At 72.6% G+C, this 12,693-nt stretch carries 11 protein-coding genes; 3 read left to right on the forward strand and 8 right to left on the reverse strand.

The genetic code is table 11. From position 1 onward, the window contains the following. The 5 genes from ACFY6U_RS17925 to ACFY6U_RS17945 form a co-directional block, all read right to left on the reverse strand. Complete coding sequence (locus ACFY6U_RS17925; protein WP_390039206.1) at window positions 1–978, reverse strand: NADPH:quinone oxidoreductase family protein; 978 nt, start codon at window positions 976–978, stop codon at window positions 1–3. Then, window positions 975–2,186 carry an acyl-CoA dehydrogenase family protein gene (locus ACFY6U_RS17930; RefSeq protein ID WP_390039207.1) on the reverse strand — a complete coding sequence of 404 codons (1,212 nt, stop codon included), beginning with the start codon at window positions 2,184–2,186 and terminating at the stop codon, window positions 975–977. The genes ACFY6U_RS17925 and ACFY6U_RS17930 overlap by 4 nt, the downstream gene beginning before the upstream one ends. Next, window positions 2,183–2,950, reverse strand: a complete 768-nt coding sequence (locus tag ACFY6U_RS17935; protein ID WP_351494204.1) for an SDR family NAD(P)-dependent oxidoreductase — start codon at window positions 2,948–2,950, stop codon at window positions 2,183–2,185. The genes ACFY6U_RS17930 and ACFY6U_RS17935 overlap by 4 nt, the downstream gene beginning before the upstream one ends. An 11-nt stretch (window positions 2,951–2,961) precedes the next feature. Beyond that, entirely contained in the window at window positions 2,962–4,110 is a 1,149-nt protein-coding gene (locus ACFY6U_RS17940) for an acyl-CoA dehydrogenase family protein (protein ID WP_390039209.1), read from the reverse strand. A gap of 116 nt (window positions 4,111–4,226) precedes the next feature. After that, window positions 4,227–5,699, reverse strand: coding sequence for a FadR/GntR family transcriptional regulator (locus ACFY6U_RS17945; protein WP_390039211.1), 1,473 nt, complete (start codon window positions 5,697–5,699; stop codon window positions 4,227–4,229). A 193-nt stretch (window positions 5,700–5,892) separates the two neighbouring features. Here ACFY6U_RS17945 and ACFY6U_RS17950 point away from each other — a divergent pair, with 193 nt between their 5' ends. The 3 genes from ACFY6U_RS17950 to ACFY6U_RS17960 all read left to right on the forward strand — a co-directional run bounded on the left by ACFY6U_RS17950 (window position 5,893) and on the right by ACFY6U_RS17960 (window position 9,551). Further along, window positions 5,893–7,092 carry an acyl-CoA dehydrogenase family protein gene (locus ACFY6U_RS17950; protein WP_390039213.1) on the forward strand — a complete coding sequence of 400 codons (1,200 nt, stop codon included), beginning with the start codon at window positions 5,893–5,895 and terminating at the stop codon, window positions 7,090–7,092. 148 nt (window positions 7,093–7,240) lie between these two features. Continuing rightward, window positions 7,241–8,482 (forward strand): cytochrome P450, encoded by a 1,242-nt coding sequence (locus ACFY6U_RS17955; protein WP_390039217.1) that lies wholly within the window; start codon window positions 7,241–7,243, stop codon window positions 8,480–8,482. Between the two features lie 28 nt (window positions 8,483–8,510). Then, complete coding sequence (locus ACFY6U_RS17960; protein WP_390039219.1) at window positions 8,511–9,551, forward strand: zinc-binding dehydrogenase; 1,041 nt, start codon at window positions 8,511–8,513, stop codon at window positions 9,549–9,551. Between the two features lie 58 nt (window positions 9,552–9,609). Here ACFY6U_RS17960 and ACFY6U_RS17965 read toward each other — a convergent pair whose 3' ends face one another. Genes ACFY6U_RS17965 through ACFY6U_RS17975 form a run of 3 tightly spaced genes read right to left on the reverse strand, consistent with a single transcriptional unit; the run spans window position 9,610 to window position 12,692 of the window. Further along, window positions 9,610–10,752, reverse strand: coding sequence for a thiolase family protein (locus ACFY6U_RS17965; protein ID WP_390039221.1), 1,143 nt, complete (start codon window positions 10,750–10,752; stop codon window positions 9,610–9,612). Between the two features lie 18 nt (window positions 10,753–10,770). Continuing rightward, a complete protein-coding gene (locus tag ACFY6U_RS17970) occupies window positions 10,771–11,925 on the reverse strand; it encodes a CaiB/BaiF CoA transferase family protein (RefSeq protein WP_390039223.1) in 1,155 nt (384 codons plus the stop codon). A gap of 2 nt (window positions 11,926–11,927) precedes the next feature. Next, a complete protein-coding gene (locus ACFY6U_RS17975) occupies window positions 11,928–12,692 on the reverse strand; it encodes a crotonase/enoyl-CoA hydratase family protein (RefSeq protein ID WP_390039225.1) in 765 nt (254 codons plus the stop codon). Between the last annotated feature and the right edge of the window lies 1 nt (window position 12,693).

Below are 12,693 nucleotides of genomic sequence, written 5' to 3' on the forward strand. Positions count from 1 at the left end.
TCATGCCGTCATGTCGATGACCACCTTGCCGGTGGTGCGCCGCCCGGCCACGTCGGTCAGTGCGGACGCCACCTCGGCGAGGGGGTGGACGCGGGTGACGAGCGGGCGCATCCCGTCCCGGACCAGCCGGGCCAGAGCCCGGTCGCCCGCGGCCACCGCCTCCGGGGCGTACCGGCGCAGCATGCGGATCTCGAAGCCCCGTACGACCGCGTCCTTGAGCAGCACCAGGTTGAGCGGGATCCGCGGGATTCTCCCGTCGGCGTAGCCCACCGTGACGAACCGGCCGCCCCGGCGCAGCGCCCGCAGGGCGGCCTCCGCGTGATCGCCGCCCACGGGGTCGACGACCAGGTGGGCGCCCTCGCCTCCGGTCAGTTCACGGACGCGGGTCTTCAGGTCCTCCCGGGCGTAGTCGACGCCGCCCTCGGCGCCCAGCTTCCGGGCGACCGCGAGCCGCTCCGGGCCGGACGCCGCCGCCACGACGCGCATGCCGAGCCGGGTGGCGACGTCGACGGTCGCGGAGCCGACGCCGCCCGCGGCCCCGAGCACGGTCGCCCACTCCCCCGCCGTGCCCTGCCCGACGGTGGTCAGGGCGTGGTAGGCGGTCGCGTAGGTGACGTGGAACGCGGCGGCGTGGACCATGTCGAGGCCCTCGGGGACGGGGCGCAGGCCTGCCACCGGCACCACGACCTGCTCGGCGAAGGCGCCGGTGAGCACCGCTCCGGCCACCGGCGAGCCCACCGCGGGACCGGACACGCCTGGACCCAGCGCGGCGACCACTCCGGCGAACTCGCTGCCCGGGGTGAACGGCAGCGGCGCGGGCACCTGATAGCGGTTCGCCACCAGCAGCACGTCCGGGTAGTTGACCGCCGCCGCGTGCACCCGGACCAGGACCTCCCCGGGGCCGGGTGCGGGGTCGTCCAGTTCGACGACGGCGAGGCCGTCCGGGGGCCCGTAGTCCGTGCAGCGCGCGGCTCTCATCGAGTGCTCCCGGCGGCCGGCATCGCCGGGTCCCGGGGCAGTCCCAGGACCTGTTCGGCGATGGTGTTGCGCTGGATCTCGGCGGTGCCCGCGCCGATCGTCGAGGCCCGGGTGCGCAGGAAACCCCACACCCAGCGGCCGCGCTGGACGGCGTGCGGGTCGTGGCGCCCGAGGATCCCGTACGGCCCCAGCAGCTCCAGGGCGAACTCGTGCAGTTCCTGCTCGAAGGTCACGATGTACAGCCGTGCGGTCGAGGAGGCGGGGCCTGGCTCGCCCTTCGCCATGATGTCGGCGATGGTCCGCATCCCGGTGAGCCGCATGACCGTCACCCGGATCTCGAAGTCGGCGAGCCGGTCGCGCACCAGGGGGTCGGCGGTGGCCCCGCGTTCGTGGGCCAGCTCGATCAGCTCGTCGAGGACGCGCCGGTACAGGGCCGCCTGGTTCATCGCCCCGGCGGCGCGTTCGTGGCCGAGGCTGGTGCGCACCAGGGGCCAGCCGCCGTTCTCCGCGCCGATCCGGTCGGCGGCCGGGACCCGGACGTCGTCGAAGAAGATCTCGCAGAAGTGCGCGTCGCCGGTGAGATCGCGCAGCGGGCGCACGGTCACGCCGGGGGCGTGGGCGTCGATGAGGAGGTAACTGATGCCGTCCTGGCGGGAGTCGGGGGGGCCGGTGCGGACGAGGGTGAAGAGGATGTCGGCGATGTCGGCAGAACTGTTCCACACCTTCTGGCCGTTGACGACGTACTCGGCCGCGGGGTCGTCGGGGCCGCCGCCCGCGCGGCGGGCCGTGGTGCGCAGCGCGGGGAGGTCCGAGCCCGCCTCCGGTTCGGAGTACCCCTGCGCCCAGACCGTGTCGCCGCGCAGCATGGGGCGCAGGAACCGGTCCTTCTGCACGGGCGTGCCGTACCTGATGAGGGTGGGCGCGGCGATGCCGAGTCCGGTGCCCAGGGGGCCGGGGACCCGGGCGCGCGCGTACTCCTCCTGGTAGACGACCTGCCGGGCGAAGGGCAGGTCCATGCCGCCGTACGCGCGCGGCCAGCCCGGGCCCGCGTATCCGGCGTCGTACAGGGTGGCCAGCCACTGCTTCTGCCACGCCAGGCGTTCGGCCGGGTTCTTGGGGCGGCGCCCGGGGTGATGCTCCGTCAGGAAGGCGCGCAGGCGGGTGCGGAACTGCTCGTCGGTCCCGGTCCCGGTCTCGGCCGCGGTCATCGCGGGGCCATGCGGATCGCGCCGTCGAGGCGGACGGTCTGGCCGTTGAGGTAGGGGTTCTCCAGCATCTCGACGGCCAGGCGGGCGAAGTCGTCGGGGGCGCCGAGGCGTTTGGGGTGGGGCACGGAGGCGGCGAGGCCGTCGCGGATGTCCTCGCGGAGGCGGCCGAGCATGGGGGTGTCCATGATGCCGGGGGCGATGGTGTTCACCCGGATCTGCCAGCCGGCCAGGTCACGGGCGGCGACGAGGGTCATGCCGTGCACGCCGGCCTTGGCGGCGGTGTAGGAGGTCTGGCCGATCTGGCCGTCGAACGCGGCGACCGAGGCGGTCAGGACGACGGCCCCGCGGTCGCCGTCCACGGCCTCGTTGCCGGAGAGGCGGGCGGCGGCCAGGCGCAGCACGTTGTAGGTGCCGATCAGGTTGACCCGTACGACCTCGGCGAAGGTGGCGAGTTCGCCGGGGGTGCGCTCACGGTCGATGATCCGGGTACGGTCGCCGCCGCGCCCGGCGCAGTGTACGACGAAGCGCAGCGGGCCGAGTTCCTCCGCGGTGTCGAGGGCGGTGTTCACGGAGGCCTCGTCGGTGACGTCGGCCAGGACGAAGCGGGCGGCGTCGCCGAGGTCGGCGACCGCCTTGGCGCCCTGTTCCGCGGAGATGTCGGCGAGGACGGCCTTGCCGCCGCGGTCGATGATCCGGCGCGCGGTGGCGAGTCCGAGGCCGGAGGCGCCGCCGGTGACCAGTGCCGTGGATCCGTCGATGTTCACTTGGGTCTCCTCTACAGGCCCAGGGACTTGCTGATGATGGTCTTCAGGACCTCGCTGGTGCCGCCGTAGATGCGCGTCACGCGGGCGTCGGCGTACAGCCGGGCGATCGGGGATTCGAGGATGTAGCCGTAGCCGCCGTGCAGTTGCAGGCAGCGGTCGACCACCCGGCCCTGTGTCTCGGTGCAGAACAGCTTGGTCCTGGCCGCGTCTGCCGGGCTCAGCTCGCCGGCGACGAGCGCGCTGATCGCCGCGTCCAGAAGGGTCCGGGCGGCCTCCGCCTCGGTGTCCAGGGCGGCGAGCTCGAACTTGGTGTTCTGGAACGAGGACAGTGTCTTGCCGAACATCCGGCGGTCACGGACGTAGGCGACGGTCAGGTCGATCGCGGCGCGCATCTGGGCGACGGCGCCGACGGCGATGGCCAGCCGTTCCTGGGCCAGGTTGCGGCCGAGGTGGGTGAAGGCGGCGCCTTCCTCGCCCAGCAGGTTGGCCGTGGGGACCCGGACGGCGTCGAAGGCCAGCTCCACGGTGTCCTGGACGGTGAGGCCGATCTTCTCCAGCCTGCGTCCCACGGTGAACCCGGGCATGCCCTTCTCCACGACGAGCAGGGAGAGTCCGGCGCGCCGGTCGTCCGGATCGGCGGCGGTGCGGACCACGACGATCACCAGGTCGGCGTGGTGGCCGCCGGTGATGAAGGTCTTGGCGCCGTCGAGCACCCAGTGGTCACCGTCGCGGACCGCCCTCGTCGCGATGCCGGCCAGGTCGGACCCCGTTCCCGGTTCGCTCATCGCGATCGCCGTGTACAGGTCGCCCGAGGCGAGGCCCGGCAGCCAGCGGGCCCGCTGTCCGGCGTCGGCGAGTCCGGTGAAGTACGGGACGACGACGTCGAGATGGGTCCGCAGGCCGCCCAGGGTGACGCCCGCGCGGGCGCACTCCTCCTGGATGACGACGTTGAAGCGGTAGTCGTCCTGGCCCCCGCCGCCGTACTCCTCGGGGATCGCGGTGCCGAGGATGCCCAGCTTGCCCATCGAGGTGAAGAGGTCACGGGGGACGAGACCGGCGCGCCGCCAGTCCTCGTACACCGGCAGAACCTCGCGGGCGATGAAGTCCCGGACCAGCAGGCGGAAGTCCTGGTGGTCCTGTGCGAACAGGGTCCGGCGCATCGGGTCTCCTTCGACTCTCGACCCTATTCAGTATACGCAATTAGCAATCACGGGGACAGAAGAAAGCCCCGTACGGCAGAAAGCCGCACGGGGCATGGGTAATAAGTGTCAGTAAATCAGTGCCACCAGGGGATGAGGGCGTCGAGGTGGCGGCGCATCCGGTGGCGGGCCACCCCGGCGTCGCCCTGCACGATCGCGTCGAGGATGCGCTGGTGGACGTGCTGGACCTCGTCGGCCGCCGTGTCGCCGGGCAGCGGCCGGTCGTGCCCCGAGGCGTGCCTGCGGAACAGCTCGGTGATGATGGCGAGGAACAGCGACAGCACCGGATTGTCGGCCAGGGCCGCCAGTTCGGCGTGGAACAGGTCGGCCTTGCGGGAGTCGCCGGCCGGGCCCTCGACGGTCCACCGAACGGCCCTGCCCAGGCGCTCGGCGACCTCCGGGTCGCCCCCGGCGTGCCGGGCGGTGACCCTGGCGACGATGCCGAGTTCGACGGCGTTGCGGACGATCCGCAGGTCGTCGGCGGTGACGCCCTGGTATTCGAGGAAGAGCGCCATCGTGTCGACGCTGGCCTGCGGCTCGGGCTCGGTGACGACCAGGCCGCCGCCGGGGCCGCGCCGCATCTGGGCGACCGAGTGGTACTCCAGGAGCCTTACGGCCTCGCGCAGGACGGCCCGGCTGATCTCGTAGCGGGCCAGCAGATCCGACTCCGAACCGAGGACCATGCCGATCTGCCAGCCGCGCGCGGCGATGTCGTCGTGGATCCGGGAGGCCACCACCTCGGCGAGCTTGGCGCGCGGGCCCTCGACCAGCTCGGGCTCGACCACGCTCCCCGAGATCCGCGCGCCGCGGCGCACCCGGTGCTTCTCGATCCAGGCGGCCACCGACTCCAGATGCGCCGTCAGCTCGGTCTGCGCGCGGGCCCCGTCGTCGGCGACGACGGCGTCGACCACGGCACGGTGCTCGCGGTGCGAGGTCTCCTTCGCCGCGTGCATCTCCGCCTTGGAGATCCGGCGCGAGGTGTGGGCGTAGCGGGCGGTGAGGCGGGTGAGGACGTCGATGAACAGGTGCAGCACCGGGTTGCCGGACAACTGGCCCAGTACCGGGTGCAGGGGGTCCTGCGAGTGGACCGACGGGTCGTCCCAGTGGTCGCGTTCGGAGTCGAGGGTGGCGCGGAGGGTGGTGATGCCCTCTTCGGTGATGCGGTCGGCGGCGAGGCCGGCGGCGATCGGTTCGAGCAACTGGCGGGCCTGGAGGAGGTCGGTGACGCTGGTGCCGACGTACTCCAGGTAGATCACCATGGCCCGGGTCGCCGGGCCCGCGTCAGGAGCGCAGACGATCAGGCCGCCGCCAGGGCCGCGCCGCATCCGGGCGACCTGGTGGTGCTCGACCAGGCGCACCGCCTCGCGCAGCACCGCCCGGCTCACCCCGAGCTGCTCCCGCAGGTCCACCTCGGAGCCCAGCGACTCGCCGACGGGCCAGCCCCGGCGGATCACGGTCGCCTCGATGCGCTGCGCGGTCTGCGCGGCCAGCTTGCCGACCGGGGCGTCGGTCTCGCCGTCGGCGGGCTCGCGGTCGACGGCAGTCGCCATGGGCCAACTCCTCTGCGGAAACATTGCGGATCCCCAGTCTATTCAGCACCGGGGCAGGAACCCCCGGACCGGACATCCGACGCCGAGATCGGGGCACTGATTTCGGCATCGACCCTTGGCAACCAGGCCAGAGCCATGGTTAGAGTACCCTCATTTCGGGATCGCTTGCATGAGGACCGAGGAGTCGGCGGCGATGCGACTGGAACCCACACCCGAGCTGGAGGCCCTCCGCGGCAAGGTGCGCGCCTTCGTGGCCGAGCACGCGCCGGGCGTCAAGGCACACACCGGGGTACGCGCACCCGAGCCGGAACTGATGCCGGCGATCCGGGCCTGGACCGCCAAGCTGTACGAGGCGGGCCTGCTCGGCATCGACTGGCCCGCCGAGTACGGCGGCCGGCCCGACGCGCACCCCCTGGAACCGTCCGTCGTCGCGGAGGAGATCGCCCGCGCCCGCACCTGGGCGCCGGTCGGCGCGGCCTCGCTGGCCTCGGCGGCCCTCATCGAGTTCGGCACCGACGTACAGCGGGCGCGGTTCCTGCCCCGCATCCGCTCCTGCGACGACGTCTGGTGCCAGCTGTTCAGCGAGCCCGAGGCGGGCAGCGACCTGGCGTCCCTGCGCACCCGGGCCCGCCACGAGGGCGAGGGCGCCGACGCGGTCTTCGTCGTCGACGGCCAGAAGGTGTGGACGACCAACGGACAGTACGCGGACATGGGTTACCTGCTGGCGCGCACCGATGCCGACGCTCCGAAGCACCGGGGCATCACGGCCTTCGCGCTGGACATGCGCAGCCCGGGGGTCGAGGTGCGGCCGCTGCGCGAGATCACCGGAACCGCCGACTTCAACGAGGTCTTCCTGGACGGGGTACGGATCCCGGCGGCGAACGTGATCGGCGGGGTGAACGACGGCTGGCGGGTGGCGATGAGCAGCCTCGGGCGGGAGCGCTCGGGGGTGGCCGCGCGCGGGGTCGAGCTGTTCGCCGTGCTGGACGACCTGGTGCGGCTCGCGGAGGAGGTGCCGGCCGGCGGCCGGCCCGCGCTCGACGACGCCGCCACCCGCCAGGAGATCGGCGAACTGGCGGCACGGGTACAGGTGAACGCCGCACTGATCGCCCTCGCGCAGTCGCGGATGCTGCACGGCACGGAGCGGCCCACGGACGCCCTGCTCGGCAAGATCTTCTTCAGCGAGCTCCACCACGACCTGGCCGACTTCGGCCTGCGCCTCCAGGGCACCGACGGCCTGCTCACCGGGGACGATCCGGCGGCGGTCGCGGCGGGCTGGTGGCAGGACGCCCACCTGTACTCACGCGCGTACACGATCGCGGGCGGCGCGAACGAGGTACTGCGGACGCAGATCGCCGAGCGGGGTCTCGGGATGCCCCGGGAACCCCGCTGACCTGGCCCTACACACGGCGCCCCGACCGAGAACCAATCAATTGGACCGCCCGGTCGATATTGCGCCTCAATGCATGCCGCAATATTGATTGTACCGCTCGGTCCACGTAAGGTGCCCTCAATCGCGACGCCGAGAGAACGAGGGAACCATGAGCGAGAGCATCGCCGGGACCGATGCCGCCACGGAGCTGCCGGAGTTTCCGACGCCTCGATCGAGCCAGTGCCCGTTCGCGCCCCCTCCGGGCCTGCTCGCGCTGCACGAGACCGACAAGGCCGTCGTACGCGTCCGGACCTGGGACGGCACCACCCCGTGGCTCGTCACCTCGCACGCCGCGCAGCGCGAGCTGATGACCGACCCGCGGCTCAGCGCGAACATCGGTGCCCCCGGCTACCCGCACACGACCGAGGCCATGAAGGCGCACGCGGCCGAGATCCAGCCGTCGATCAACAACACCGACGGTGCCGAGCACACCCGCTGGCGCCGGATGCTGACCAATTCGTTCACCCGGCACCGGATGGAGAAACTCCGCCCGGAGATCCAGCAGATCACCGATGACCTCGTCGACAGGATGCTGGCCGGGCCCAACCCGGTCGATCTCAACGAGGCCCTGTCCCTGCCCCTGCCGTCGCTCATGATCTGCGCCCTCCTCGGCGTTCCGTACGAGGACCACGACTTCTTCCAGGAGCACGCCGGGGTCACCAACGCCCGCTTCAAGACCCCCGAGGAGGCGGCCCAGTCCATCGTGGAGGTGCGCCGCTACATCGCCGGGCTCATCGAGGCGAAGATGGACAACCCCGGTGAGGATGTCCTCTCCGACCTCGGCGCGCGGGTCAAGGAGGGCGTGCTCTCCATGGCGGAGGCCGCCCCGCTCGGGCACATCCTGCTCGTCGCCGGCCATGACACCAGTGCCAACATGATCACCCTGGGCACGGCGCTGCTGCTGCAGCACCCCGACCAGCTCGCGGCGCTGCGGGAGAACCAGGACGACCCGAAGTACGTGACCAAGGCCGTCGAGGAACTCCTGCGCTATCTGACCATCCCGCACCTGCTGGCGCGGCGGGCGGTGCTGGACGACATCGAGATCGCCGGGGAGACCATCCGCGCCGGCGAGGGTGTCATCGCCTCGCTGCCGGCGGCCAACTGGGACCCCGAGGCGTTCCCGGAGCCCGGCAAGCTCGACCTGACCCGTGCCGCGGCGCACCACCACGCGTTCGGCTGGGGTCCGCACCAGTGCGTCGGCCAGCAGCTGGCCCGCATCGAGCTGCACGTCGTGTTCAGCACGCTGTTCCGCCGCATCCCGACCCTGCGGCTCGCGGTCGACGTCTCGGAGCTGAGGTTCAAGGAGGACTCCCAGGCGTACGGCATCTACGACCTGCCCGTCACCTGGTGACCGGCGTCCCCCGGAAGGAGACAGCCCCATGGCCACCATGAAATCCGTCCGGACCGGCGCGAAGAACAAGGTCGAGGTCGTATCGGCCGACCGTCCGGTGCCTGGCCCGAAGGACGTGGTGGTCAGGATCCGCGCCTGCGGCATCTGCGGCACCGACACCTTCTTCGTCCAGGCGGGCGGCACGCCGTACAACGCCGACGGCTCGGTGGTGCCGCTGCTGCTCGGACACGAGCCGGCCGGCGAGATCGCGGAGGTGGGCTCCGAGGTCACGGACCTCGAAATCGGCGACCGGGTGGTGGTGAACCCGCAGGGCGTGCCCTCGGGGATCATCGGATGCGGTGGCACGCACGGCGGGATGAGCGAGTACCTGCTGCTGGAGGACGCGGAGATCGGCAGGACCCTCGCGGTCTTCCCCGACACCATGCCCTTCGACGTCGCCGCGCTCAACGAACCGATGGCGGTCGCCCGGCACTGCGTCAACCGGTCCGGAGCGGCGCCCACCGACAAGGTCGTGGTCTTCGGTGCCGGGCCCATCGGGCTGGGCGTCACCATCTGGCTGAAGCTGCGCGGGGTCGGGCACGTCGTCGTCGCCGACGTCATCCCCGAGCGGCTGCAGACCGCACTGGCCGTCGGTGCCGACGCCGTGATCGACTCCGCGACCGAGGACGTCACCGCGCGGCTGACCGAACTGCACGGCGAGGCGGCCAACGCCCTCGGCCAGCCGCGCGCGGGCACCGACATCTACATCGACGCCGCCGGTGTCGCCGCCGTCTTCAACACCACGGTCGACGCCGCCCAATGGGGCGCCAAACTGGTGATGGTCGCCGTGCAGAAGCCTTCCGAGATCGACCTCGGCGGGATGCTGCGCAGCGAGCTCACCCTCATCGCCTCGCAGGGATATCCGACCGAGATCTTCGAGGTGACGGCGGAACTCGCGGAGCACCAGGAGCGGTTCGCCAGACTGATCAGCCACCGGGTGCCGTTCGCCGAGGTGAACCGGGCCTTCGAGCTGGCGCTGACTCCCGGCGCCGCCGAGAAGGTCGTCGTCACCTACGACGACGAGGCGTGAGCGGCTGAGGAAGGCGGAGCCCTGCTCCGCCTTCCTCAGCCGCGTCGCCCGGTGGTCGTCACAGGAGCTCGACGATCGTCGCGTTGGCCGTGCCACCGCCCTCGCACATGGTCTGGAGGCCGTAGCGGAGGTTCTCGCGGCGCATCCGGGCCAGCAGCCGGGTCATCAGGATGGCACCGGAGCCGCCGAGCGGGTGGCCGACGGCGATCGCCCCGCCGAGCGGGTTGAGCCGCTCCGGGTCGGCGCCGGTCTCGCCGAGCCACGCCAACGGCACCGGTGCGAAGGCCTCGTTGACCTCGTAGGCGCCGATCTCGTCGAGGGACAGCCCGGAGCGGCGCAGCACCTTCTCGGTCGCGGGGATCGGGCCGAGGAGCATGGTGATCGGGTCGGCGCCGCTGACCGCTCCGGTGTGGTAGCGGGCGACCGGGGTGAGGCCGAGGTCACGGGCCCGCTCGGGGGTGGTGATGAGCAGGGCCGCCGCGCCGTCGGAGATCTGGGAGGCGTTCCCGGCGTGGATCACGCCGTCCTCCTTGAACGACGGCTTGAGCCGGGCCAGCGTCTCGGGTGACGTGCCCCGCCGCAGCCCCTCGTCCGCGGCGAACTTGGTTCCGTCGACGTCGATCGGCACGAGGTGGTCGTCGAAGACGCCCGCGTCGATCGCCGCGGCGGCCTTCGCGTGCGACTCGGAGGCGAACTCGTCGAGGCGGGTACGGCTGAACCCGTACCGTTCGGCGATCAGTTCGGCGCCGACGCCCTGACTGAACTCGACACCGCCGTAGCGGGCGATGGCGGCGGGACCGTACGGCTGCCCGGTCGTCCGGTGCGAGCCGAGCGGCACCCTGCTCATGGTCTCGACGCCGCCCGCGACCACCAGGTCGTACTGGCCGGCCATGACGGCGTGCGCGGCCTGGTCGACGGCCTGCTGGCTGGAGCCGCAGGCCCGGTTGACGGTGACGGCCGGGACGTGCTCGGGCCACCCCGCGGCGAGCACCGCGAACCGGCAGACGTTGCTGGACTGGTCGCCGATCTGGGTGACACAGCCCCAGACCACGTCGTCCACGGTGCCCGGGTCGATGCCGGTGCGCTGCACCAGCGCCTTGAGCACCTCGGCCGACAGGTCCGCCGCGTGCACCGACGCCAGCGAGCCGTTGCGCTTGCCGATCGGGGTGCGTACGGCGTCGACGATGACGGCGTCTCGCATGACAACTCCTAGGTCAGGTCATTCGGGGTACGGCACGCCCCAGTCGCGGAACACGGCGCGGCTGTCGGCGCCGGCGGCCGGTGCCGTGCGCCCGGGTCGTGCCGGGGTCGCCGAGAAGCGGGGGGCCGCGGCGGGCTGGAGCACTCCGTCGCGGGTGAACAGGCTTGCGCGGGCCGCCAGATGAGGGTGTGCCGCCGCCTCGGTCAGGCTCAGGACGGGCGCCACGCAGGCGTCGGTGCCTTCGAACAGCGCCGCCCACTCGTCCCGGGTGCGCTCGGCGAAGCGCTCCGCCAGCAGCTCCCGCAGCCGCGGCCAGGCCGAGCGGTCGTGCTGCCGGTCCGGGTCCACGCCGAGGTCGAGCAGTTCGACCAGACTGCGGTAGAACTTGCGTTCCAGCGCGCCGACGGCCACATGGCGGCCGTCCTTCGTCTCGTACACGGCGTAAAAGGGCCAGCCGCCGTCGAACCGGTTGACGCCCCGCTCGTCGCGCCACTCGTCGCGTGCCAGCTTGGCGAAGGTGCTGGCGAGCAGGTGGGCGGTGCCGTCGACGATCGCCGCGTCGACGACCTGGCCCGCGCCGGTGCGCCCTACGGCGTGCAGCGCGGCCAGTACCCCGATCACGAGGTAGCAGCCGCCGCCCCCGAAGTCGCCGACGAGGTTCAGCGGGATCCGCGGCGGGCCGCCCGCCTCGCCGATGGCGCCGAGCGCGCCGGTGAGCGCGATGTAGGTGATGTCGTGTCCGGCCGCGGCGGCCAGGGGTCCGTCCTGGCCCCAGCCGGTCATCCGGCCGTAGACCAGGCGGGGGTTGCGGGCCAGGCAGTCGTGCGGTCCGATGCCCAGCCGTTCGGTGACGCCGGGCCGGAACCCCTCGATCAGCACGTCGGCGCGCGACACGAGTTGCAGCAGTGCCTCGGCCGCGGCGGGTCGCTTCAGGTCCAGTACGACCGACCGCTTGCCCCGGTCGAGCACGGCCGCCGGCCCGCCCGCGTCCGGCTCGGACTCCCGCCCAGGCCGGTCGACCCGGACGACCTCCGCGCCCAGATCGGCGAGCAGCATGCCGGCGAAGGGTCCCGGTCCGATACCGCCGAGTTCGAGAACCCGGCAGCCGGCGAGCGGCCCGGCCACGCCGGCCGGCGTCCCGTCGCGGCCGGTGGTCCCGGCTCCGGACGTCATCGTCAGCGGCCCTTCCAGGCCGGTGCCCGCTTCTCCGCGAACGCCGCCGCCCCTTCCCGGGCGTCCTCGGACCGGAACACCGGCTCGGCGATGTCGAACTGCCTGCCCCACGCCTCGTCCAAGGTCCAGTCGGCTGTGGAGCGGGCGATCTGCTTCGTCGCGGCGACCGCGAGCGGGCCGTTCGCCGCGATGGTCGCCGCGAGTTCGAGGGCACCCTCCAGCGCGCCGCCCTCCTCCGTGAGCCGGTTGACCAGACCGTACGTTGCCGCCCGCGCGGCGTCGATCGGCCGGCCGGTCAGGAGCAGTTCGAGGGCGATGGCGTACGGGATGCGGCGCGGCAGGTGGAGTGCGGCGCCCGCGCGGGCGACCAGCGAGCGGGTCACCTCGGGCACGCCGAGCCGGGCCGTGCGGGCGGCGACGACGAGATCGCAGGCCAGCAGGAGTTCGAAGCCGCCCGCCAGGGCCCAGCCCTCCACGGCGGCGACCAGCGGCTTGCGCGGCGGGGTCATGCTGATCCCGCACAGGCCGCGGCCCTCGATCGCCGGGGTCTCCCCGCGCAGCCACGCCTTGAGGTCCATGCCCGCCGAGAACGTGCCGCCCGCTCCGGTGAGCACGCCGACCCGCAGCTCGTCCGACTCGTCCAGCTCGTCGACCGCGGCCGCCACTCCTTCGGCCACCGCGGCGTCCAGGGCGTTCTTCACCGCCGGGCGGTTGATCGTGATGAGCTGCACCGCGCCGCGGCGCTCCACCAGTACCTCGTCGGACACG

The sequence above is a fragment of the Streptomyces sp. NPDC013157 genome, from assembly GCF_042899865.1.
Lineage (GTDB): Bacteria > Actinomycetota > Actinomycetes > Streptomycetales > Streptomycetaceae > Streptomyces.

Excerpts from the sequence above, each read along its gene's own strand:
- ACFY6U_RS17925 (WP_390039206.1), bottom strand. The coding sequence starts at position 978 with ATGAGAGCCGCGCGCTGCACGGACTACGGGCCCCCGGACGGCCTCGCC.
- ACFY6U_RS17930 (WP_390039207.1), bottom strand. The coding sequence starts at position 2,186 with ATGACCGCGGCCGAGACCGGGACCGGGACCGACGAGCAGTTCCGCACC.
- ACFY6U_RS17940 (WP_390039209.1), bottom strand. The coding sequence starts at position 4,110 with ATGCGCCGGACCCTGTTCGCACAGGACCACCAGGACTTCCGCCTGCTG.
- ACFY6U_RS17945 (WP_390039211.1), bottom strand. The coding sequence starts at position 5,699 with ATGGCGACTGCCGTCGACCGCGAGCCCGCCGACGGCGAGACCGACGCC.
- ACFY6U_RS17950 (WP_390039213.1), top strand. The coding sequence starts at position 5,893 with ATGCGACTGGAACCCACACCCGAGCTGGAGGCCCTCCGCGGCAAGGTG.
- ACFY6U_RS17955 (WP_390039217.1), top strand. The coding sequence starts at position 7,241 with ATGAGCGAGAGCATCGCCGGGACCGATGCCGCCACGGAGCTGCCGGAG.
- ACFY6U_RS17960 (WP_390039219.1), top strand. The coding sequence starts at position 8,511 with ATGGCCACCATGAAATCCGTCCGGACCGGCGCGAAGAACAAGGTCGAG.
- ACFY6U_RS17965 (WP_390039221.1), bottom strand. The coding sequence starts at position 10,752 with ATGCGAGACGCCGTCATCGTCGACGCCGTACGCACCCCGATCGGCAAG.
- ACFY6U_RS17970 (WP_390039223.1), bottom strand. The coding sequence starts at position 11,925 with ATGACGTCCGGAGCCGGGACCACCGGCCGCGACGGGACGCCGGCCGGC.